The 21,200-nt window shown below is 69.2% G+C and carries 20 protein-coding genes; 9 read left to right on the top strand and 11 right to left on the bottom strand.

The genetic code is table 11. The features are described 5' to 3' along the window. Position 1: 1 nt before the first annotated feature. The 3 genes from ABGA98_RS21510 to ABGA98_RS21500 all read right to left on the bottom strand — a co-directional run bounded on the left by ABGA98_RS21510 (position 2) and on the right by ABGA98_RS21500 (position 3,032). Positions 2-418, bottom strand: a complete 417-nt coding sequence (locus ABGA98_RS21510) for a hypothetical protein (protein WP_347620148.1) — start codon at positions 416-418, stop codon at positions 2-4. Between the two features lie 170 nt (positions 419-588). Further along, entirely contained in the window at positions 589-2,793 is a 2,205-nt protein-coding gene (locus tag ABGA98_RS21505) for a hypothetical protein (protein ID WP_347620147.1), read from the bottom strand. Continuing rightward, the gene (locus ABGA98_RS21500; protein WP_347620146.1) at positions 2,790-3,032 is read right to left on the bottom strand and encodes a hypothetical protein; all 243 of its coding nucleotides are present in this window, start codon (positions 3,030-3,032) and stop codon (positions 2,790-2,792) included. The genes ABGA98_RS21505 and ABGA98_RS21500 overlap by 4 nt, the downstream gene beginning before the upstream one ends. 519 nt (positions 3,033-3,551) lie before the next feature. Between ABGA98_RS21500 and ABGA98_RS21495 the strand changes: the two genes are divergently transcribed. After that, positions 3,552-3,821: a hypothetical protein gene (locus tag ABGA98_RS21495; protein ID WP_347620145.1), complete on the top strand. Its 270-nt coding sequence runs from the start codon at positions 3,552-3,554 to the stop codon at positions 3,819-3,821. A gap of 108 nt (positions 3,822-3,929) precedes the next feature. On the opposite strand, the gene ABGA98_RS21490 is transcribed toward ABGA98_RS21495, so the two are convergent. Both ABGA98_RS21490 and ABGA98_RS21485 read right to left on the bottom strand, forming a co-directional pair. Continuing rightward, complete coding sequence (locus ABGA98_RS21490) at positions 3,930-4,142, bottom strand: DUF397 domain-containing protein (RefSeq protein ID WP_347620144.1); 213 nt, start codon at positions 4,140-4,142, stop codon at positions 3,930-3,932. Next, positions 4,130-4,957, bottom strand: coding sequence for a helix-turn-helix transcriptional regulator (locus tag ABGA98_RS21485; RefSeq protein WP_347620143.1), 828 nt, complete (start codon positions 4,955-4,957; stop codon positions 4,130-4,132). The genes ABGA98_RS21490 and ABGA98_RS21485 overlap by 13 nt, the downstream gene beginning before the upstream one ends. Before the next feature lie 135 nt (positions 4,958-5,092). Here ABGA98_RS21485 and ABGA98_RS21480 point away from each other — a divergent pair, with 135 nt between their 5' ends. The 4 genes from ABGA98_RS21480 to ABGA98_RS21465 all read left to right on the top strand — a co-directional run bounded on the left by ABGA98_RS21480 (position 5,093) and on the right by ABGA98_RS21465 (position 10,315). Then, a complete protein-coding gene (locus tag ABGA98_RS21480; RefSeq protein WP_347620142.1) occupies positions 5,093-5,575 on the top strand; it encodes an ATP-binding protein in 483 nt (160 codons plus the stop codon). A 121-nt stretch (positions 5,576-5,696) separates the two neighbouring features. Then, complete coding sequence (locus tag ABGA98_RS21475) at positions 5,697-7,097, top strand: MFS transporter (protein ID WP_347620141.1); 1,401 nt, start codon at positions 5,697-5,699, stop codon at positions 7,095-7,097. A gap of 214 nt (positions 7,098-7,311) precedes the next feature. After that, positions 7,312-9,714 carry a PEP/pyruvate-binding domain-containing protein gene (locus ABGA98_RS21470; protein ID WP_347620140.1) on the top strand — a complete coding sequence of 801 codons (2,403 nt, stop codon included), beginning with the start codon at positions 7,312-7,314 and terminating at the stop codon, positions 9,712-9,714. Position 9,715: 1 nt separating this feature from the next. Continuing rightward, on the top strand, positions 9,716-10,315 hold the full coding sequence (locus ABGA98_RS21465; RefSeq protein WP_347620139.1) for a TetR/AcrR family transcriptional regulator: 600 nt from the start codon (positions 9,716-9,718) through the stop codon (positions 10,313-10,315). Between the two features lie 101 nt (positions 10,316-10,416). Here ABGA98_RS21465 and ABGA98_RS21460 read toward each other — a convergent pair whose 3' ends face one another. Beyond that, positions 10,417-11,109, bottom strand: coding sequence for a TetR/AcrR family transcriptional regulator (locus ABGA98_RS21460; protein WP_347620138.1), 693 nt, complete (start codon positions 11,107-11,109; stop codon positions 10,417-10,419). Between the two features lie 95 nt (positions 11,110-11,204). On the opposite strand from ABGA98_RS21460, the gene ABGA98_RS21455 reads away from it, so the two are divergent. Together ABGA98_RS21455 and ABGA98_RS21450 are read left to right on the top strand one after the other, a co-directional pair. Continuing rightward, on the top strand, positions 11,205-12,200 hold the full coding sequence (locus ABGA98_RS21455; RefSeq protein ID WP_347620137.1) for an NAD-dependent epimerase/dehydratase family protein: 996 nt from the start codon (positions 11,205-11,207) through the stop codon (positions 12,198-12,200). Then, a complete protein-coding gene (locus ABGA98_RS21450) occupies positions 12,197-13,084 on the top strand; it encodes a Gfo/Idh/MocA family oxidoreductase (RefSeq protein WP_347620136.1) in 888 nt (295 codons plus the stop codon). Before ABGA98_RS21455 ends, ABGA98_RS21450 begins: the two co-directional genes overlap by 4 nt. Before the next feature lie 16 nt (positions 13,085-13,100). Here ABGA98_RS21450 and ABGA98_RS21445 read toward each other — a convergent pair whose 3' ends face one another. The 4 genes from ABGA98_RS21445 to ABGA98_RS21430 all read right to left on the bottom strand — a co-directional run bounded on the left by ABGA98_RS21445 (position 13,101) and on the right by ABGA98_RS21430 (position 17,560). Then, positions 13,101-13,928, bottom strand: coding sequence for a hypothetical protein (locus ABGA98_RS21445; RefSeq protein WP_347620135.1), 828 nt, complete (start codon positions 13,926-13,928; stop codon positions 13,101-13,103). Positions 13,929-14,033: 105 nt separating this feature from the next. Further along, on the bottom strand, positions 14,034-15,041 hold the full coding sequence (locus ABGA98_RS21440; protein ID WP_347620134.1) for an acetamidase/formamidase family protein: 1,008 nt from the start codon (positions 15,039-15,041) through the stop codon (positions 14,034-14,036). After that, complete coding sequence (locus ABGA98_RS21435) at positions 15,038-16,405, bottom strand: APC family permease (protein ID WP_347620133.1); 1,368 nt, start codon at positions 16,403-16,405, stop codon at positions 15,038-15,040. Before ABGA98_RS21435 ends, ABGA98_RS21440 begins: the two co-directional genes overlap by 4 nt. A 75-nt stretch (positions 16,406-16,480) precedes the next feature. Then, on the bottom strand, positions 16,481-17,560 hold the full coding sequence (locus tag ABGA98_RS21430; protein ID WP_347620132.1) for a substrate-binding domain-containing protein: 1,080 nt from the start codon (positions 17,558-17,560) through the stop codon (positions 16,481-16,483). A 47-nt stretch (positions 17,561-17,607) separates the two neighbouring features. On the opposite strand from ABGA98_RS21430, the gene ABGA98_RS21425 reads away from it, so the two are divergent. Then, on the top strand, positions 17,608-18,054 hold the full coding sequence (locus ABGA98_RS21425; RefSeq protein ID WP_132598133.1) for a MarR family transcriptional regulator: 447 nt from the start codon (positions 17,608-17,610) through the stop codon (positions 18,052-18,054). A gap of 100 nt (positions 18,055-18,154) precedes the next feature. Here ABGA98_RS21425 and ABGA98_RS21420 read toward each other — a convergent pair whose 3' ends face one another. Continuing rightward, entirely contained in the window at positions 18,155-19,432 is a 1,278-nt protein-coding gene (locus ABGA98_RS21420; protein WP_347620131.1) for a Glu/Leu/Phe/Val dehydrogenase, read from the bottom strand. A 213-nt stretch (positions 19,433-19,645) separates the two neighbouring features. Here ABGA98_RS21420 and ABGA98_RS21415 point away from each other — a divergent pair, with 213 nt between their 5' ends. Further along, complete coding sequence (locus ABGA98_RS21415) at positions 19,646-21,199, top strand: alkaline phosphatase D family protein (RefSeq protein WP_347620129.1); 1,554 nt, start codon at positions 19,646-19,648, stop codon at positions 21,197-21,199. Position 21,200: the final 1 nt, after the last annotated feature.

Genomic DNA, 21,200 nt, shown 5'->3' with positions numbered 1-21,200 from the left:
CTTATGTGGCGAGCTTGCAGCCGTACACCTTGCTGTAGCGCTGTTGGGCGATACGCATAAGCTCGATCAGATCCTTAATCCCATCCCTGCCCTTGGCGACTTGCGCTAGGTAGATGGTCATTAGCTGCGCTTTTCCGTCGCATCGGAACTTTGCGACAACTCGGTACGGTTGGTCGGCGAACGGTGTATCCGGCAGGTATGCAGCAAGGCCGTCGCCGAGGTCAGGAGGAAGAGTGACTCCGCCATGCCTGCTATAAACCTGACGCCTATCGTCTAGAACGAAGTCTAGTTGCTCTCGATGTATCCCTTCGCTCTCCTGCATCCACCGCACCTCCAACGGTCGAGGCGTGACATCTGGTGCCCAGCAGTCGCCGTCCTGCTGACCGCCGTCCATCTTCTCGGCGAGTGGGCCGTTCATGCCACTAACCAGGCGAAATGCCTGTTCAGGGATAAACCTACAGACGTATGGTGTGGAATCCTTGACAGGCTGCGGTGCTGGGTTGGGAGTGGGAACGATGTCACCGTTCTGAGTGCAGGCTGTGACAAGCACCGCGAGAGCGACCAGAACGATTGGCAAGCGGGAGCGGCTCATCGCCCACCTCCAGTGGAGGGGATCTGCAGGTCGAGATAGTCGTCGACTTCGCTGGTACTGCGGAAGGTTATGCGGAAACGATCGAGTAGGTCGTTATTCCCTCCAGATTCGCGCGCCCACATGAGGAACTGGCTGTATTCATGCGGAGTCATCTCGGCGAAGGCCTTGATACGCGGCAAATCCCCAGCCGCGAATGAATGTCTTTCCGCGCCCAATCCGTCAAGCAGGCCTTTATTCAGCATGGCGGTGGCGAGCATCTGCTCCGCCAGCCTCTCAACCGCTCTCCGATTGTCCGCGAGGGTCTGGTGCGTCTCGTCCAGGCCCCGCCCATGTCCGGACATCCGGTGGGCGGCTTGTTTGGCAATCTCGTCGTACGCGGCTCCGGCGAACTTGTCGTAACCCTTACCGATCAGTTCGCCGAAAGCGCCCGTAGCCAACTGGCCCACCTGCTTGGCCCCCGGCACCGGGAGCAGTCCTAGTGCGTCGCCCACCATGGTCTTCAGGGCCTCGTCCGCCTTTTTGTCGTCGAGTCCCTGAGCGATCAGCACCTGGCGGCGGGTCTCCACGATGTGATTGAAGGGCCGGGCCTCCGCCACGGTTCGGTCTGTCAGAAACTGCTTGATGTCGGCCTTGTCGACCCGTCCGTCCCCGTCGAAGTCATACTCCTTGACGTCTGCCTTGGTGAACCCGAGTCGTTCGGCGTTGGAGGCGTTGAGGCCCACGGGAGGCACGGTGTCGAGTGCTGCGCGCATGTGTTCGGTCTGTGCGCGTATCAGTGCCTCGAACCCGGCGTCGTTGGAGGTGGCGAGCAGCAACGCATAGGACATATCTTGCGGCTTGACCTGGCCGAAGGTCGCGTGGTTCAGGTAGAGCCGGGAGAGTTCGTCGATGTTGGCCGAAATCGCGCGGGCCAGGGGATAGCTCAGGGCCGTATAACGATCAAAGATGTCACGGTTCCTGATTTCCAGGTTGCCGCTGTCGGCCTTACCGAAGGCGCCGCGTATCTCGGTGGAGAGGATCTTCGTCATGTCGGCTGCCAGCTTCTGGGACGTGGCGTCCTGGCCGGTGGTCGCAGTCACCAGCAGGTCGTTGAACGGCGCGTGATCCTTCGTGTGGAGGGCGGCTTCCCAGCGGGTGGTCAGCAGGTAGTCCAGGACGGATTCCTTCCACCCGGGCGGAGTGTGGTTCAGCAGGGCATGGGACGCTTCCCGGCTGGACTTGGCCGCGTGGAACAGGTCGTCGATCAAGGACGACTGGGCCTTGGCGCCCGGAGCCCTCGCATGGGTTTCGGGTCTCAGGAGGGTGCCGAGGCCGAGCGCGCCGGCCAGGTCGATGATGGGGAGCTGGGTTCCTGCGAAGAAGCGGCCCAGAGAATCTCTGCTCGCCGCCCATTCGTCCTTACGCTCCTCGTGCTCATAGACGATAACGTCGCGTCCGACGGTTTCCATGAACTCCTTCGAGTAGGGCGGCTTCCCGCCGTGGGCTCGCCAGATGAGCGCCTGCGCCTGGTAGCCGGAGTACGTCGTGCCGCCCGTCTTGTGCTGGGCCCGGCCCTGCTGCACCAGTTGCTGAAGGAAACCGGCGCCCGCATATGCCGGATTCTTCGGATCCGTTCCTTTGGCCAGGGCGGCGCTCAGCATGCGCAGCGCCTTGCCGCCATCGCTGGAGAGCTGAGCGACGCGTTTGGCGTCGCCGTGGGCTCTGGCGTCGCGCAGTTGGGCGGCGAGCGAGCCGGGGAGCCGCGTCAGGCCCTGGGCACCCAGCGCGCCGAGGAACGTCTTGACGAACTCCGCATCCCCTCCTCTTGACGCGTATTTCTCCAGCTCGGCCAGCGCCGTGGAGTCACCGTCCGCGGCCTTCAGCGCCGCGCGGCCGGCGAGCGTGCCGTCCAGCAACCCTTTGGCCGCCTCCAAACCGTCGGGCATCTCGAGAAAGCTTCCGGCGGGCGTGCTCCGGCCGAAAGTGATCCGCTGCCGTTGGAGCTCGTGGACGAGTTTCTGCCGCCGCCGTAGATCTTCGGCCTGTGTGGTGACTCGCCCGGCCAGCTGCCGCAGCCGCGCCGCCGGTGAGGTGTCGAGCCCCGCGCTGCGAAGTTCACTGTGCAGAGCCTGGGCCAGTTCTTCCAGCCGCCTGGCCGCCTCGGTGTGCTTACTCGTCATCGTGTCGAAATCGGGCTGCTTGACTCCGGTGAACTCGGTCATGGCTTGTCCTGGATGGACGCCAGCTTCTGGTTCGCGCTGTGGACGGCCTGCCTGAGCAGGTCGCGCAGCTCGCGCTGGTCGGCGTGGAGCTGGGCATCGAACCGGCCGCCCGTCGGCCCCACCCATGCGTCCTTCTCCATCAGGCGGCAGGACGGATCGAGCGACCACCAGTGCTCGTCGGACAGCCGCTGGATCCGCTGCGCCACGGCACGCATCGCCTCGCGATCGAGGTCAGCCACGATGATCCCCTCGCACGGTTCGCTGCGCCAGAACAGGTCAGGAGGCGGCACGTCGCCCACATCATTCGCACGGTAATCAACAGCGCATCAACAAAACAAGTTGAACCCCGGTGAAAGGTATGGCGCGTTCGAAGTTTGCCCGCAGATAGGGGTATCAGCCTGGCTGATGACAGTTTCGCCCCAGGGTGTGGCGAAGTGCAGAGTCATCGTACGATTCGGCTAATGTGCGACATGCCACGACGTGCTGATAGACGCCCGACTCGCCTCGACCGGGATAATGACCTTTGATCCCCTGGGCGGCGGAGGCAGCGACCCTGTCCACCAGGGACGGACCCTCGGCCGTCCGCGCTCAATTACATCTGAGGGAGAAACACGCCAGGCGCCGGGAGAAAGAACCACACCCGGGCGCGGGCGGTGACCAGCATGAACGTCAACTGTGTGTCACTATCCTCACCGTCAAACCTTGCACCCGCCACCCGTGCGGGTTGCCATTCCCAGCTTCGCAAAGGCAGGAATGCGGTGAACGAAGAGGTACGGATCCTCGCCTTGATCACGCGTCTCCGGGCGCTCGAGGCGAGCACGCATGCCGGAGACGGCACTTCCATGATGACCGACATCGCCCAGATGCAGGCGGATATCGCCGACATGCGGGCCGAGATGAGACACAACCTCGCGGCCCTCTGCGACGAACTCGCCGGCCTCCGCCGCCATATGGACAGCTGCTTCGCTGTCATCCGCTCCGAACTCATCCCCAGGCTCGGTGCGCCCCCGCCCGAAGTGATCAATTAGCCGTCCGGGAGACCAACCGGTTTCCTGGACGGCTTGCTCAGGCCGGCGAGGGAGGTTCGACGCGAATGCAGGACGCATCGGGAACATCCCTCGTCGGGCCGGCGGTAGTCAGTCGAATTCGCCGCTCTTCACGCCGCTGATGAAGGCGTTCCATTCGCCTGGGGTGAAGATGAGGGCAGGGCCGGTGGGGTTCTTGCTGTCACGGACGCCTCGGTGTCCATGGGACAGTTCAGCAACTTCAACGCAGTTTCCACCGTCGGGTCCTGATCGCGTGGCCTTGCGCCAGATAGCTGTGTCGAGTTCGTGGTTCAGATCGTCCATCGCTGTAGCGTCTCCTTGATCAGTTCCAGGGACTCGCGTTGGGGGAGGGCTTCGGAACGAATTCCCTCATATCTGTATGTTAGGACATTAACGTCCTCTGGCCGGTCCGTCACCCGACTCATGATCCCGGCGGATTCGACGTAGGCCGTGTCGAAGGCTCCATGGGCTTGTGCGATGGCAAATCCGCCGGAAAGACCGGTTGTGGAGTACGCCTTGAGAGGGAGAACCTGGATGGTGATCCGGGGAGCTTGGCCGGCTTCGAGGAGGCGGTTGACCTGCGCCGACATTACGGCTGGGCTGCCGATCGGGCGATTGAGCACAGCCTCATCGATCACTATCCACAACAATGGTGGCTTGGGACGTCGGAGAATGCTCTGACGTTCCATGCGAGCGATCACCTGCTCCTCAATCTGCTCAGGCGTTACGCCGACGTCGCCACTCAACACCGCCCTGGCGTAGTCCTCGGTTTGGAGCAGGCCGGGCACAACCAGCGGCTCCCACGACCGGATCGCCTCTGCTGTGGCTTCGACGTCGAGCCAGGGGCGGAACCACGACGGAGCCGATGCGTGGCTCACCATCGGCCAGAGCCGTATCAGCGCTCCTTCCGCCTCCAGCGCTTCATCGCAGTGGCGTGCGAACTCCTCTGTTGGTGATCGCCTGGCTGTCTCGATCATGCTGATCGTGCCGACGGAGTAGGACACCGCCTTGGACAGGCGGATCTGGGACCATCCGCGGGCCTTGCGGTATCGCCGCAGCTCGAAACCGAAAAGGGCGGTCGGGGAGTCGGCGGGGCACAGCTCGCTTTCCTTGGGCACCTGACCTCCGGGGGTCCACCGGCGTTTCAACCGGAGCTTCACTACAACGGTTGATGGCATGTTGAAGTCAATTCACTACTGAGTGTAGCCAAAGCTTGGGATCGTCGTAAGGCAGATAGAGGTCGGCTACTTCGAGTGGGTGAAACCGTGCAAGCAGCGAGCGCCGAGCCGAAGGTCATCGGTTCGATTCATCTGGCGGGCATTCGTGAGTCCGTTCCCCGGGCACGCGCCGAGGTGCGCAGATGGTTGGGAGATGACCACCCTGTGGTCGACGAGGCCGTGCTGGCCGTGTCCGAGCTCATGACGAACGCCCTCCGGCACTCCAACGCCAAGCCGTACACCCTCATCGGCCTCACGGTCGCGGCGGTCGGCGGGACGGTATACGTCGGCGTGCGGGATCCCGGCTCCACGTTCTCCGCGCCCCATATCCGGCAGGAGCCGGAGGCGGAGGATGGCCGCGGGCTGCTGATCATCAACGAGATCGCCCACGACTGGGGTGTCCGGGAGCATGGCCACGGGCTTGGTCGCACCGTGTGGTGCGCCATCCGAGCCGTCCCTCCTCTCGCCGCGTCGGCGCCTGCACCGGCTGAACGTGCGGCAGTCGAGATCGATAGCTGATGAGAGATCGCCGCCGATGGATTGCGGTGACCTGCGCAACACCCGATTAGTGAACGTTGCGTTTCTATAGGAGGAAGCTTACTCTCCTTAGAGAACGGTTCGTTCTCTAAGGAGCGATGTCATGGGCTTCGTGCTCTCGGGGCTGATCCTGGCGATGTTGCTGGGTGCGCTCGACCAGACGATCATGGCGCCCGCGCTTCCGGCCATCGCGGGTGACCTGGGCGGGCTCGACCAGATGCCGGTCGTCGTCACCGCCTATCTCGTCGCCGCCACCGTGGTCATGCCCGTCTACGGCAAGCTCGGCGACAGGTACGGCCGCAAGCCCGTCATGCAGGTGGCCATCGTGGTGTTCGTGCTCGGCGCCGTGCTGTGCGCGCTGGCCACCTCGATGCCGCAGTTCATCGCCTTCCGAGCCGTGCAGGGGCTGGGCGGCGGAGGGCTGATGATCGGCGCCCAGGCCATCATCGGCGAGATCGTCAGCCCGCGCGAGCGGGGCCGCTATCTCGGCTTCATCGGGGCCGCCTACGTCGTGGCCGCCGTGGGAGGGCCGCTGATCGGCGGGCTGTTCATCGACCGGCTGAGCTGGCGGTGGATCTTCGCTCTCTATCCGCCGCTCGGCCTGATCGCGCTGGTCGTGCTGAGCGTGACGCTGCGGCTGCCGAAGCCCCGCACGCGGGCTCCGCTGGACGTCGCGGGCGCGCTCACCCTGGCCGTCGCCGTGGTCGGCGTGGTCATGGTGGGGCAGACCCGCGACCCCGCCTACCTGGTCGTGGCCGCCGCCGGGCTGGTCGCCTGGCTGGTCAGCGCCCGGTACGCCAAGGACCCGATCCTGCCGCTGCGCCTCTTCCGCGACCGGGCCTTCGCGATCCCCGTGGCGATCAGCCTGCTCATCGGGTTCGCGCTGTTCGGGACGGTCACGTACATGCCGGCCTACCTGCAGATCGCGGCGGGCACCAGCGCCACGCAGGCGGGCCTGCTGGTGACCGCACTCATGGGCGGCGTGCTCGCCACGACCGTCGTGTCCGGCCGGCTGATCACGCGGACCGGGAAGTACAAGCCCTATCCCGTCGCCGGCACGGCGGTGGCCGCGGCAGGGCTTGGGCTGATCGGCCTGGCCGGTGCCTCGCCGCTCGCGCTCGCCCTGGCCATGTTGCTGACCGGGCTGGGCGTCGGGCTCGTCATGCAGACCATGGTGCTGGCCGCGCAGAACGCCGTCGAGTACGCCGACCTCGGCACCGCCACGTCGTCGGTGACGTTCCTGCGCCAGATCGGTGCCTCGGCGGGGGTCGCGCTGGTGGGGGCGCTGATCACCATGAGATCCGGCATCGCGGCCACCGACCCGGCCGCCCTGCCCGCCGGCGTGCGCGAAGCCTTCGCCGCCGCCGCGCCGCCGGTGTTCGCGGCCATGGCGCCGCTGCTCGCGGTGGCGTTCGTGCTCGCGCTGGCGCTGCCGGCGCGCCCACTCCGCACCACCGCTCACGCCGAGGAAGCGGCCGTGACGCCGAGGAGAGGCCGTGAGTGAAAGCCGATGCCGAGATGAGGCCGTGGCTGAAAGCCGGGGACGGTCGTGCGTGAAAGCCAGGGAAAAGCCGCGGGTGCCGAGCCGTGGACAAGCTGTGGGTGCAGGCGGTGGACGAGGTGTGGGCGCAGGCGGTGGATGAGTTGTGGGTGTAGGTCGTGGACCAGTCGTGGGTGGAAGTCGAGGACAAGTCGTGAGTACGAGCCGAGGAGATGCCGTGAGAGCGGAGAGAAGCCGTGAAAGCCGGGAAGAGGCCGTGACGCTCGTCGCACCCCTGGACGTCTTCGGTCATGACGATCTGGCCGTGGCCGGAGGCAAGGGCGCCAACCTGGGCGAGCTGGTCAGGAAGGGCCTGCCGGTGCCGGGTGGTTTCATCGTCACGACCCACGCGTACGAGCAGGTCGCGCAGGGCCACGACACCCGCGAGTACTTCGAGCGGGCGGAGTTGCCCTCCGGCCTGCGGCAGGCGATCGCCGACGCCTACGCCGGCCTCGGGGGCGGGCCCGTGGCCGTGCGCTCCAGTGCCACCGCCGAGGACCTGCCGGGCGCCGCGTTCGCCGGCCAGCAGGACACGTACCTCAACGTCGTCGGCGAGGAGGCGCTGTTCGGCGCGGTGCGCCGCTGCTGGGGTTCGCTCTGGACCGAGCGCGCGATCGCGTACCGCGCGAAGCTCGCGATCGACGGCTCAGGGGTGCGGATCGCGGTCGTCGTCCAGAGCATGGTCGAGGCGGAGATGGCCGGGGTCATGTTCACCGCGAACCCCGTCACCGGCGACCGCGCGCAGCTCGTCATCGACGCCAGCAGCGGTCTCGGGGAGGCCGTCGTCTCCGGCCTCGTCACGCCCGACCACTATGTGGTCGACGCCTCGGGACACGCCGACTTCACTCCGGGCCGCCGCGAGGTGGTCATCCGCGGCACCTCCGGCGGCGGCGTCGCCCGCGAGACCGGCGCGGCGGCCACCGCCGAGCGGCTGCCCGGCGCGGTGATCGAGGAGCTGACCCGGCTCGGCAGGGGTGTCGCCGACCACTTCGGCCGCCCCCAGGACATTGAGTGGGCGTACGCGGGCGGACGGGTGCACCTGCTGCAGGCACGCCCGATGACCGCGCTGCCGCCGCCACCGGTCGGGAAGCTCAATCCGATCCAGCGCCGGCTGGTGACCGTCCTGCTCGAATACCTCCCTGAGCGGCCCTATCCGATCGACGTGACGACCTGGCTGCCGTACGGCCCGGCCGGGCTCATGAGGAAGGTCACGTCCTCGTTCGGCATCCGGGGCGCGTTCGAGAACTTCCTGCGCGAGGAGGACGAGGTCGTCTACCAGCTCGTGCCGCCGAAACCGCATCCGACGCCGAGGATGTTGCTCACCCCGTTCCGGCTTCTGGCCAGGGCCAGACGGTACGACCCCGCCCGCTGGACCGAGGATCCGCGCTACCGCCACTTCCTCTCCCAGGCCGGGGAGCTGGCCTCCCGCGATCTCGGGTCGATGCCGTGGGAGCGGCTGGTCCGCGTGCCCAGGGAGGTGCTCGACGTCGTGCAGCCGGTGGCCGACCTGCGCATGGACTACCTGCCGGGCTCGGGGCTCGCGCTGCTGCGGTTGCTGGCGACGGTCCGGCTGCTGGGGCGCCGCGAGCTGTTCGGCGACCTGCTGTCCGGGGCGCGCACCCGCACCACCGACGCCAACGAGGCGCTGGAACGGCTCGCGGAGGTGGCCACACGCACCGGCGCGCTCGACGCCGACCCGCTGCCCGCCGAGTTCGAGGCCGAGTTGCGGGCGTTCCTCGCCGAGTACGGTCACCGCGAGACGTCGAGCCCCATCCTCGTCACCCCGCCGACCTGGGCGGACGCGCCGGAGGCCGTGCTCGGCCTGGTCAAGGCCCTGGCCGGCGCCCCACCCAAGAGGAAGGAGGGCGACGACGCGCTCGACCTCCTGCTCCGTCACCCTCGCCTGCGTTCGGAGCGCCGCCGCGCCAGGGTGCGGCGCCGGGTGGCGGCGGCGCGCGCGGGCGTCGCCTTCCGCGAGGACAGCCACTTCTCCTTCACGCTGCCGCAGCCGGTCCTGCGCAGGGCGCTGGTGGAGATCGGCCGCCGCCTGGTCGACGTGGGGGTGCTCGACCGTCCTGAGGACGTCTTCCACCTGCGGCTGGAGGAGCTCGAAGCGATCGGGGACGTGACCGCGCTGCCTCCGGAGGGCCGGGAGCGGTTGCGCGGGACGGTCACGGCGCGGGCGGCCAAGCGGGAGGAGTTGTCCGGTGTGCGGCTCATCGATCCCGCCGCGGTCTTCCCGCCCCGCGCGACGGGCGACGCGCTGCTCACCGGGTCGCCCGCGAGCGGCGGCGTCGCGACCGGGCCGGTGAAGCTGATCCGGGAGCCGGCCGACTTCGGCAAGCTCAACGGCGGCGACGTGCTCGTCTGCCCCTACACGAACCCGTCGTGGACGCCGCTCTTCCAGCAGGCGGCGGCCGTCGTCGTCGACACCGGCGGCGCCGGCTCGCACGCGGCGATCGTGGCCAGGGAATATGGCATCCCCGCCGTCATGGGCACGGGCACGGGTACGTCGGTGCTTCAGGACGGGGAGATCGTCACGGTCGACGGTAGTGCGGGCACGGTCGCCCGCGCTACCTAGGATGCACGTCATGGTGACCGACCACCGCAAGCGTCCACGGCGCCGGGGCGAGGCGCTCAACGCGGCCATCTACCAGGCGACGCTCGACGAGCTGGCCGAGGTCGGCTACTCCGGGCTGACCATGGAGCGGGTCGCCGAGCGGGCCAGGGCCAGCAAAGCCTCGCTCTACCGGCGCTGGCCCTCCCGCATCGAGCTGGTGATGGAGGCGGTCTACAGCTCGCTGCCCACTCCGGAGTCCTCGCCCGACACCGGCAACTTCCGCGACGACCTGGTGGCGATGCTCCGCCGTACGGCACAGGCGTTGTCGGGTCCGGCCGGCGAGGCGATGCGCGGGCTGCTCGGCGAGGCGCTCCGCAACGAGTCGCCGCTGAACGCCATGCGGAGGAGCAGCCAGGGGGCCGGGAGGAAGATGATGGAGGAGATCGTCCGCCGGGCCGTCGAGCGCGGCGAGGTCGATCCGGGCGACGTCACCGCTCGCCGGCTCGACGCCGGGCAGGCGCTGCTGCGGCACCATTTCCTCTTCGAGGGCACGCCCATCCCGGACAGCCTCGTGGTGGAGATCGTGGACGAGGTGCTGGTGCCGCTGCTCAAGCGGGGGTGAGCCGGCTCGTCGCGGCCCGGCCCTGCCTGAGCGCGAGCCGCGCGGCCAACCCGGCCATGCAGACGCTGACCAGCGCGCCGGCGCTGACCGCAGTGTAAATGTCACTGAGTGAGCCCCATCGTGGCCGCCGCGAGGCGCATCGCGTGCTCGAACGCCGTCCTGCGGTTCTCGATCACCTGGTTGAACTGGCCGAACACCTCGAAGCTGACCCATCCGTACAGCGCGGTCCACGCCGAGACGGCCTGCCAGATCACCGCGTCGGGCACGCCCGGCATGAGCTCGCGGAACGGGCCGGCGTCGGGTTCGAGCCCTTCGGGGCCTTCGCCCGACGGCGGGGCGATCGCGCCGGCCTCCCAGGCGTCGGAGACGATCCGGCCGTACGCGGCCACGTCGCGCACCCTGGCCGGGATCGTGTCCTGGGGTGCCTGGTAGCCGGGCACGGGGGAGCCGTAGATCAGGGCGTATTCGTGCGGGTGCGCGACGGCCCACTCGCGCACCGCGTTGCAGGCGGCCAGCCACCGTCCGGAAAAGTCGTCGCGGGGGCAGGCGGACTCGGCCTGCTCCACGGCCTCGCCCAGGGCGTTGTAGCCGTCGACGATCAACGTGGTGAGCAGGTCATCGCGGCTCGGGAAATAGCGGTAGATGGCGGATGAGACCATGCCCATCTCCCGCGCGACGGCCCGCAGCGACAGGCCGCCCGCTCCCTCGGTGGCGAGCTGGCGCCGCGCGATGTCGGTGATCTCCCTGGTGAGCTCGGCCCTGACACGTTCTCTTGCGGTACGGCTGGCAGTCATGCTCAGCAGGCTATCAGAGCGGTGCCAAAAAACGAGAGCACTGCTCTTGACGAACGTCGCTCTCTTGAGAGAGCATTGCTCTCGTAAGCGAACGGGTGGTCCCCGGACCGGCCGTCCTGGCCGCGCTCTTCGTCGTCAACGCGGTTCTCCGCATCATCTGGAAGCAAGCAGGTCTGATCATGGGTAAGCACGTCGTCGTGGGCTCCGGCCAGGTCGGCTCGCATCTCGCCGCCAAGCTCGTCGCGCGGGGACACGAGGTCGTCGTCGTGACCCGCTCGGGCCGCGGCCCCGAAGGAGCGGTCAGGGTGGCCGCCGACATCGCCGACCGGGGCAGGCTCATCGAGACCGCCAAGGGCGCCGACGTCCTCTACAACTGCGTCAACCCCCAATACCACCGCTGGCTCACCGACTGGCCGCCGATGGCCGCGTCGTTCCTGGCCGCCGCGGAGTCGAGCGGCGCCGTGCTGGTGATCCTGGGTAACCTCTACCCGTACGGGCCGGTCTCCGTCCCGATGACGGAGGATCTGCCGCTCGCCTCCACCACCCCCAAGATGCAGGTACGCGCGAAGATGTGGACCGACGCGCTGGCCGCGCACCAGGCCGGCCGCATCAGGGTGACCGAGGTGCGCGGCTCCGACTACTTCGGCCCCGGCGCGACCGACCAGTCCTATCTCGGCGAACGGTTCATCGGGCCGCTCCGGGCGGGCCGGACCATCCCGCTCGTCTGGCCGGCCGACATCCCGCACAGCTGGACGTACCTGCCGGACGTGGCCGACGCGCTGATCACGGCGGGCGGTGACGAGCGGGCCTGGGGCAGGCCGTGGCACGTGCCCACCGGCGCGCCGCTGACCTTCCGCCAGCTGGGGGAGAAGATGGCCGCGCTGCTGGGTCGGCCCGCGCCCCGGATGAGGCAGCTGCCGTGGCCGCTGGTGCGGGCGGCCGGGCTGTTCTCGCCCATGCTCGGCGAGCTGAGGCACACGCGCTACCAGTTCGTCGCGCCCTACGTGCTCGACTCGTCGGCGTTCGAGCGTACGTTCGGCGTGGCGCCCACCCCGATCGAGGCGGCGCTCAAGGCTACGCTCGACGCGTGAAGACAGCCATGATCGGCCTGGGCGACATCGCGGAGAAGGCCTATCTTCCCGTGCTCGCCGCGCAGCCCGCCCTCGACCTGCACCTCTGCACGCGCAACACGGCTCGGCTGGACCGGCTCGGCGACACCTATCGGATCGCCGCCCGGTCGTCGAGCGTGGACGAGGCGATCAAGGACGGCGTCGAGGCGGCGTTCGTGCACGCCGCCACCGACGCCCATCCCGAGATCGTCGAGTCGCTGCTCAGGGCGGGAGTCCACGTCTACGTCGACAAGCCGATCGCCTACACCCTCGCCGAGTCCGAGCGTCTCGTGCGGCTGGCCAGGGCCGAGGGGAGGTCCCTGATGGTGGGCTTCAACCGCCGGTACGCGCCCGGCTATGTCGGACTTGCCGCTCATCCCCGTCATCTCATCCTCATGGAGAAGAACCGCGCTAATCACCCTGACACACCCCGGCGGGTGATATTTGATGACTTCATCCATGTGGTGGACACCCTCCGGTTCCTCGCCCCCGGCCCGGTCACCGACACCACGATCAGGACCCGTGTCCGCAACGGCCTGGTCGAGCACATCGTCCTGGAGTTGTCCGGCGACGGCCGCACCGCCATCGGCGTCATGAACCGGGTCGGCGGGATCTCCGAGGAGTCCTGCGAGGCGATGGGCGACGGCGCCAAGCGGCGCGTGGTCAACCTCGGCGACGTCATCGACCACAAGGGCGGCGAGTCCCTCGTCAGGCGGCCCGACTGGGTGCCGGTGGCCAGGCAGCGCGGCATCGAGCAGATCTGCCTGGAGTTCCTCGCCGCCGTACGCGAGGGCCGGGTGATCGACGCCGGCGACGCCCTGGCCACCCACGCCCTCTGCGAGGAGATCGTCGCGCGCGCCGCCTGACCCGTGCCCAGGGGTGTCAGCCGCGCTGCCTGAGCTGCATCGTCCTGTCGGCCCTGGCGAACATGCGCTTGAACGGCTTGTCCCCGAGCCGGGCGAGCACGGTGTAGCCCTTCGTGTCGCTCAGCGGGCTGGAGGACGACACGACTCCGGCCACCGAGCCGCCGTACAACGCGGGCCCGCCGCTGCCGCCGGCGGCAGCGTGGCAGTTGCGGGTGACCATCAGCCCCGGCCCCTCGGAGACCGCCTCGGCCGCGTCACCCAGGCACCGGTACAGCCTGGTGCCCCCCGGATAGCCCTTGCCCGCCGGGTAGCCCAGCAGTTCCAGGCCCTGCAGCGTGGTGCCCCTGTCCGTGGCCATCGGCCGCAGCCCCCGGCCGGTCACGGCCTCCAGAGGGCGCTTGCCGCGCCCGACTCCCACCAGCCCGACGTCGTACGGAAGAAGCCCGGGCGAGTACGGCCGGTTGCGCCATCTCGCCGGCACCCACGTGCGTACGGCCGGCCAGACGCCCAGCCCCGGCCGCCCGCCGTCATAGCCGGGCAGGAAGGCCAGGTTCTCGAGCAGCCGGCCGTGGTGGTAGAGGCAGTGCGCGGCCGTCAGCACCAGGCTGCGGCTGCGCGAGCCGATCACCGTCCCCCCGCACAACACGTCCCGCCGCGAGACGGGGTCGTGACCGAGCAGCACGCCGGTGAGCCGCCGCGCCCCCGTGTAGGGGCGCGGGACCGGCGCGTAACCGAGGCGGTCCCCGTCAGGAGTCAGGACGCGCGGGGCGGGCACGTTGCGCTGGGACACCTCGGTGACGGCGGTCGGGTCGAGCAGGGCGAGGGACAACACCAACCTGAGCACCCGGCCAGCCTACGGGGGCGATGATCAGCCCTCTCACCTGCGACATCCGTCTTTACCGAAGGTTCGCAGAAAGCCTCGGTCGCCGGCTTCATGGCGGGGAGCAGGTCACCGTGTCGTGTACCGGGCGGCGAGCGCGCGCAGGCGGGTGTGGGCCGACTCGTAGACCGCCGTGTCTCCGACATACGCCTTGGGCAGCTTGGCGACCATCGTGTAGTTGGTGTCGCACACGTTGCCGACCGGCGCCTGCCCGGCCTGGCTGACGAGCTGGTAGGCGTCGAGCGTGTCCAGCCCGGTCAGCTCCGACGTCCAGGTGACCAGGTCGTGCTGGCTGATCCGGTACGCGTCCTCCAGCGGCCTGGCCGACCCGGTGGACATCAGGTGCAGGTCGTCCTCCAGCCGCGGCCACGGCGTGGCCACTCCCTTGATCAGCTCGACCGCGACGACCGTGTTCATGGCCGACTCGACCGCGGTGCCGCACACCTCTCCGTGGCCCTGCAGCCCGTGGCCGTCGCCGATGGAGAACATCCCGCCCTCGACGTTGACCCCGAGGTAGACGGTGACGCCGGCACGCAGCTCGGGGGTGTCCATGTTGCCGCCGTGCGCGTCGGGGGTGATCGTCATGCGGGCCTCGTTCGCGGCCGGGGCGACGCCGACGGTGCCGTGCATCGGGTCGAGCGGCAGCTCCACGCTGAAGTCGCTGGCGCGGGCGTGGTAGACGGCCACGCCCCTGGCGAGGTCGATGTCGTAGCGCCAGACGCGTTCCTCCAGCGGCGGCTGCAGCATGGCCGTGGTGTGGGTGCCGGTCAGCGCGCCGAAGTGGGGGAACGTCGTGGAGACCGCCCAGTCCCTGGCCGGGGTGATGCTGATGAAGTGCAGGGCCAGCGTGTCGCCAGGCTCGGCGCCCTCCACGTGGAAGGGGCCGGTCACGGGGTTGAGGTAGGGGAACTCGCACACCCGGGACGGCAGGTCGTCCACCCCCTGGACGAGGCCGCCGAAGCAGTCTTCCGTGTAGAGCTCCACGATCGTGCCCGGCCGCACCTTGCCGACGGGGGAGCGCCCGCCGAAGGTGTAGCTCAGTTCCTCCGGCGTGGGGCGGTAGGAGACGACGTTCACGAGACCTCCGTGGGAAGGGTGGGCTTACGGCCGATCAGATAGGTGATGCCCAGAACCGCCAGGCCGATCGCCAGCCAGACGCCGCCGACCCACTGGGCCGCGACGTTCTGGTTGTACACGACGGCCACCAGGACGGCGAAGCCGATCACGGGGGCGACGAGGTGGGCCCACCAGTCGGTGCTGCGCTGCCTGATCACGTAGTGCACGACGACGGAGACGTGCAGCACCAGGAACGCGGTCATGGCGCCGAAGTTCACCAGCGAGGCCAGCTCGCCGACGCCGTTCGCCCTGGTGCTCATGAAGACGCCGAGGACGAGCGAGACGGCGGCCACCGCGAGGGTCGCGTTGACCGGAACCTTGTGCTTGGCGTTCACCCGGGACAGGAAGGCGGGCAGCTGGCGGTCGCGGGCCATCGCGAACAGCAGCCGCGACGTCGCCGCCTGCGCGACCAGCGAGTTGGCGAAGCCCCACGCGACGGCGGTGGCCACGGCGGTGAGCACCGCCAGCCATGGCCCGCCGGCGTACGCGGCGGTGTCGTAGAAGGCGTTGCCAGCGGGGTCCCCGTTCGCGATCAGGGTGTCGCGGCCGGGCGTGAGGAGCGCCGCGACCCAGGTCTGCGTCACGAACAGCACGGCCGCCAGGCCGAGGGCGGCCAGCATGGACCTGCCGAGCCTGCGGGCGTCCTCGCGGTTCTCCTCCGCCAGCGTGGAGATGCCGTCGAAGCCGAGGAACGACAGGACGGCCACCGACGCGGCGGCGAACACCACGCTGAAGGTGAACCCGGACGAGTCGAAGATCGGCGTGAACGCGCCGGTCTGCGCCTTGCCCTGGGCCAGCGCGACGCCGGCGACCACCAGGAAGATCGCCAGCACGACCAGCTCGGCCGCCAGCATGATCCGGGTGATCCTGGCCGTCATCTGGATGCCGAGGTAGTTGACGACCGTGTTGAGCACCACGAACGCCGCCAGCCAGGCCCAGACGGGGATCACGGGCACGAACGAGTTCATGGCGACGCTGGCCACCAGATAGAGCAGCGACGGCACGAGCACGTAGTCGAGCAGGATGGCCCAGCCGGCCATGAACCCGACGGGGGCGCCGATGCCGCGGCCCGCGTACGTGTAGACGGAACCGGCCATCGGGAACGCCCTGGCCATCTGCGCGTACGACAGCGCCGTGAACGCCATCGCCACCAGGCCGATCACGTATGCCAGCGCCACCATGCCGTGGGACACGGAGAAGACGTTGCCGAAGATCCCGAACGGCGCGATCGGCACCATGAAGATCAGGCCGTAGATCATCAGGTCGGTGAAGCCCAGCGAACGCTGGAGCTCCTGGCGGTAGCCGAACTGCTCGATCGTGCTCATGGACGGCTCCTTGTGCATCGGGGGGTGCAGCGGGGGGTGACGCGGGGGCGTTTCGCACCTTAGAGCCAAAGCTTTCTACTGAAAAGGTTTCTCCAGAAAGAAATCCAGGCCGTCCGCCCTCCCGAGGTGAACGGGATGGCGTACCTGCCGTCCGAGCAGGGTGAGCGTCCCGCGCGCGCTGGTGATCGTGGTGCCGTCGGCCACCGCGTCGAGCGCCGGCACGGCCAGCGAACCCGCCCGGGCACACAGGGCGGCCAGCATGGCGACGGCCTCGTAGCAGCCGTGGCCGTGGGCGTTCAGCATGGGGGCGTCAGGGCCGAAGCGGGCGGCGTACCGCTGCGCGAAGCCGAGGCTGGCCTCGGTCGGCAGGTCGCGGAAGTAACCCATCGAGGCGTACAGCCCGCCGGTGGCGTCACCGCCGATGCCCAGCAGCCCGTGCTCCTCCAGCGCGCCGCAGAGCCGGGCCGCGCCGAGCCCGCCGGCCGCGTACGCACGGTTGAAGTCCACGAGGTCACTGCCGATCAGCGTCAGCAGGATGGCGTCGGGGCGGGCGGCCGCCACCCGGTCGAGCCGCCGCACCGCGTCGCCGTACGGCACGAGGCTCTCGCCCACCACGGTGGCGCCGAGCGCGCGCAGCAACGGGCGGGCGCTCGCGTGCACCAGGCGCGGCCAGATGTAGTCGTTGCCCAGCAGGAACCACCGGCGGGCCCGGCGCGTGCCGACCAGCCACTCGATCCCCGGCGCGAGCTGCCGGTCAGGGGTCTCGCCGAGGAAGTAGACGCCCGGCGCGTGCCCGCCGCCTTCGTACGGCGGACCGTAGACGAACGGCACCCGCCCGGCGATCGCGGCCACCACCTCGACCCGCACGTCACTGGCGTGGGCGCCCGCGACGGCCCGCACGGTGCCCGTCCTGACCAGCTCGGACACCTCGGCCGCCACCTGCCGCGCGGGCCGCCCGCCGTCGACGAGGACCAGCTCGACCGGCCTGCCCAGGATGCCGCCCGCGGCGTTGAGCTCCTCCGCCGCCAGGACGGCGCAGTTGATCGCGCAGGGGCCCATCAGGCCGAGGACCCCGGACACGGGCACGACCAGGCCGATCCTGATCGAACCTGACGGGAGGAGCCGCGCTTCGAGAGGATCGACGGTCGCCGCCACGCCGACGAGTATCCTCCCTTCTAGCTCTCCGATGAAAGGACCTCCTCATGACCTCCTCAGGGCTCGGGTCCTCGCTCGCCTATCTGCTGAGCCGCGCGGAGCGCAGCGTCAACCGGGGGCTGGCGGCCGCGCTGGCGGGAGAGGACGTCACCGTCGAGCAGTGGCGCATCATGCGCGCGCTGGCCGACGGGCGGGGCGATTCGATGGGCGAGCTCGCCGCGGCCGTGCTGATGCCCCACCCGACCCTGACCAAGGCGATCGACCGGCTGATCGAGCGGGCGCTGGTCTACCGCGGGCCGTCGAAGGGCGACCGGCGGCGGGTGGCGGTGTTCGTCTCGGACCGGGGGGCCGAGCTGCTCGCGCGGGTGGACGGCGCGGTGGCCGAGCACCACGGGCTCGTCGCGGTCGCGTTCGGCGCCGAGCGCACCGAACGGCTCATGCGCGATCTCGAGGGCCTGGTGGCCGCGCTCGACTACGCCGAACTCAGGAAATGAGCCCGGGAAGTGAGCCCGGGGGATTGAGCACAGGTGCCGGGGCCCGCCCTGGACGGCGGGCCCCGGTCATTCCGGCCTCAGTCGTTCCGGCTGCCGGCCGTCACGGGTAGAGTCCGCGCATCCGGTGCGCGTCGGCCACCCGGCCCACGCCGATGACGTGCGCCGCCTGCCTGAGCGTCAGCCCGCGCTCGGCGGCCAGCGACTTCACCTCGGAGTAGGCGCCCTGCATGAGGTCGCGCAGCTTGAGCTCGACCTCGCCGGAACTCCAGGAGTAGGCCTGCATGTTCTGGACCCACTCCAGGTAGGACACGATCACCCCGCCCGCGTTGGCCAGGATGTCGGGCACGACCGTGGTGCCGGAGGCGGCGAGGATCTCGTCGGCCTGCGGCGTGGTGGGCCCGTTGGCGCCCTCGACGATCAGCCGGGCCCGGATCCTGGGCGCGTTGGCCTCGGTGATCGCGCCTTCCAGCGCGGCCGGGACCAGCACGTCGACGTCCAGCTCGAACAGGTCGTCACGGGCCAGGGCGTCGGCGTGGCGGTAGCCGCGCACGCCGCCTTCCTCGGCGGCCCAGGCGCGCAGCCGGGCGATGTCGAGGCCGCTGCTCGCGTAGACGGCGCCCGTGACGTCGGAGACGGCCACGACCTTGCAGCCTGCGTCGGAGAGGTACTGCGCGGCCAGCGCGCCCACCTTGCCGAAGCCCTGCACGGCCACGGTCACGCCCTCGGGCGAGCCGCCCAGCGCGGCCAGCGCCGCGATCTGCACGCCGCGCGAGGTCGCGCCCGCACGGCCGAGCGAGCCGCCCAGCGTCATCGGCTTGCCGGTGACCACGCCGGGCACGGAGTAGCCGGCGTTGACGCTGTAGGTGTCCATGACCCACGCCATCGTCTGCTCGTCGGTGCCGACGTCGGGCGCGGGGATGTCCTTCTCCGGGCCGATCAGCGGCAGGATCTCGTTGACGTAGCGGCGGGTCAGCCGCTCGAGCTCGCGGGTGGTGAGCACGGTGGGATCCACGGCCACGCCGCCTTTGGCGCCGCCGTACGGGATGCCGACCAGTGCGCACTTCCACGTCATCCACATCGCGAGCGCGGTGACCTCGTGGATGTCGGTGCTGGGATGAAACCGGAGCCCGCCCTTGGCGGGGCCGCGTGAGACGTTGTGCTGGACCCGGTATCCCTGGACGACGTCGAGCCGTCCGTCCTCGCGCCGCACCGGGACCGAGACGGTCAGGGAGCGGCGGGGCGTGGCCAGCATCGTGCGGAGCCCGTCGTCGAGCCCGAGCTGCTCGGCGGCATGGTCGAGCTGGTGGAGAGCGGAGTCGAGCGCTTGACGGCCCGGTGTGATCAGGGCCGGCGTCGTTGACGGCACCATGATGCTCATTGAAGAGTTTCCTCCTGGTATTTACGCCCTTTTGCAGGGAAAGCGCCGTTGCCTTCCACTTTGGGCGATGTTGTTACGATCATCCTATAGGCGAGGGGTTTGGACTTGCCTAGATCTTGGAAGAAATCCAAGCCGGTGACCGAGGTGCCACGAGCGGCGCCACTCTGGCAGGCTTGTCGAGCGGTATGCCGAATCGTCGATCTGAGGAGTGGAATGCCCGCACTCGTGGTGGGGCCGATGCTGCGTTATGTCGATCGTGACAGCGCCTCGATCTGGGTGGAGACCGCCGACCCCTGCACGGTCACCGTCGAAGCGGACGGCAGGGCTTACCGGTCGCCTACCTTCACCGTGCACGGACACCACTACGCGATCGTGGATCTCGTTGGACTCTCCCAGGATATCGGGTCCTATTCCGTCACACTCGACGGGGAGGCCGTATGGCCCCTGGCGGGTCGCCCGCCCAGCCGGATCAGGCTGTTGCCCGCCGAAGGGGTGCGCAAGCTGATGTTCGGCTCGTGCCGCACCAGCGTGCCCCACGACGCCACACACGTGATCACGCACGGCTACGACATGCTGAACGAGCTCGGCGCCCACCTTGCGCGGGCCGGCGACGAGGAGTGGCCCGACCTGCTGCTGTTCCTCGGCGACCAGGTCTACGCCGACAGCCCGTCGCCCGAGGTCCTGGCCTACATCAGGTCGCGAAGGGACACCGAACCGCAGGGGGAGATCGCCGACTTCGAGGAGTACGCCGAGCTCTACCGCCAGGCGTGGACCGACCCCGACATCCGCTGGGTGTTGTCCACCGTGCCGACCGCGATGATCTTCGACGACCACGACGTGCGCGACGACTGGAACACCTCGAAGACCTGGCGCGAGCAGATGGCCAGGACACCATGGTGGCGCCGCCGGGTCATCGCAGGGCTCGGGGCGTACTACGTCTACCAGCACCTCGGCAACCTCTCACCGGCCGAGCGCGCGGCGGACCCGCTCCTGCAGAAGCTGCTGAGCGGCGACGGCGACACCGGAGACGCGCTCGACGCGTTCGCCGACAAGGCCGACACCGAGCCGAGCAGCAACCGCTGGAGCTACGCCCGCGACCTCGGCGACACCCGCCTGATCATGGTCGACACGCGGTGCGCCAGGCAGCTCACGCCCGGCGACCGCCGCATGCTCGACCCCGACGAGTGGGCCTGGCTGGAGGAACAGGTCACCCGCCCGGCCGAGCGGCTGATCATCGGTTCGTCGATCCCGTTCCTGCTGCCCGAGGGCGTCCACGGCGTACAGAACTGGAACGAGGCCCTGTGTGACGGCAAGTGGGGCCGCCTGGTGGCCAGGTGCTCCGAGATGCTCCGGCAGGCCGTCGACCTGGAGCACTGGGCGGCGTTCCGCCGCTCGTTCGAAGACCTGGCCACGATGCTGATCGAACTCGGCAAGCCCGTGCTGATCCTCTCCGGCGACGTGCACTACTCCTATCTCGCCAAGGCCAACACCGGGCCGGTCTACCAGGTCGTGTGCTCGCCGATCCGCAACCCGCTCAGCAGGGTGCTGCGCTGGGCCAACGTGTTGACCCAGTTCGGGCTGGCCACGCTGGTGGGCGGCCTGCTGGCGCGGTCGGCGGGCATCCCGAAAGCGCCCTTCCGATGGCGGATCGTCAAGGGCCCCTGGTTCCAGAACGCGGTGGCCACCCTGACCCTCCCCGGCACGCTGACCTGGTACGAGTCGCGCGACGACACCATGAAGCCGATCGAGTCCGTACGCGTGGGCTGAG

This window comes from Nonomuraea sp. B1E8 (assembly GCF_039871515.1).
GTDB lineage: Bacteria > Actinomycetota > Actinomycetes > Streptosporangiales > Streptosporangiaceae > Nonomuraea.
The sequence above is the reverse complement of the archived record's forward strand: the minus strand, read 5'-3'. Positions and strand labels throughout refer to the sequence as shown.

Excerpts from the sequence above, each read along its gene's own strand:
- ABGA98_RS21510 (WP_347620148.1), bottom strand. The coding sequence starts at position 418 with ATGAACGGCCCACTCGCCGAGAAGATGGACGGCGGTCAGCAGGACGGC.
- ABGA98_RS21505 (WP_347620147.1), bottom strand. The coding sequence starts at position 2,793 with ATGACCGAGTTCACCGGAGTCAAGCAGCCCGATTTCGACACGATGACG.
- ABGA98_RS21490 (WP_347620144.1), bottom strand. The coding sequence starts at position 4,142 with ATGGACGATCTGAACCACGAACTCGACACAGCTATCTGGCGCAAGGCC.
- ABGA98_RS21475 (WP_347620141.1), top strand. The coding sequence starts at position 5,697 with ATGGGCTTCGTGCTCTCGGGGCTGATCCTGGCGATGTTGCTGGGTGCG.
- ABGA98_RS21465 (WP_347620139.1), top strand. The coding sequence starts at position 9,716 with ATGCACGTCATGGTGACCGACCACCGCAAGCGTCCACGGCGCCGGGGC.
- ABGA98_RS21460 (WP_347620138.1), bottom strand. The coding sequence starts at position 11,109 with ATGACTGCCAGCCGTACCGCAAGAGAACGTGTCAGGGCCGAGCTCACC.
- ABGA98_RS21435 (WP_347620133.1), bottom strand. The coding sequence starts at position 16,405 with ATGAGCACGATCGAGCAGTTCGGCTACCGCCAGGAGCTCCAGCGTTCG.
- ABGA98_RS21425 (WP_132598133.1), top strand. The coding sequence starts at position 17,608 with ATGACCTCCTCAGGGCTCGGGTCCTCGCTCGCCTATCTGCTGAGCCGC.
- ABGA98_RS21420 (WP_347620131.1), bottom strand. The coding sequence starts at position 19,432 with ATGAGCATCATGGTGCCGTCAACGACGCCGGCCCTGATCACACCGGGC.
- ABGA98_RS21415 (WP_347620129.1), top strand. The coding sequence starts at position 19,646 with ATGCCCGCACTCGTGGTGGGGCCGATGCTGCGTTATGTCGATCGTGAC.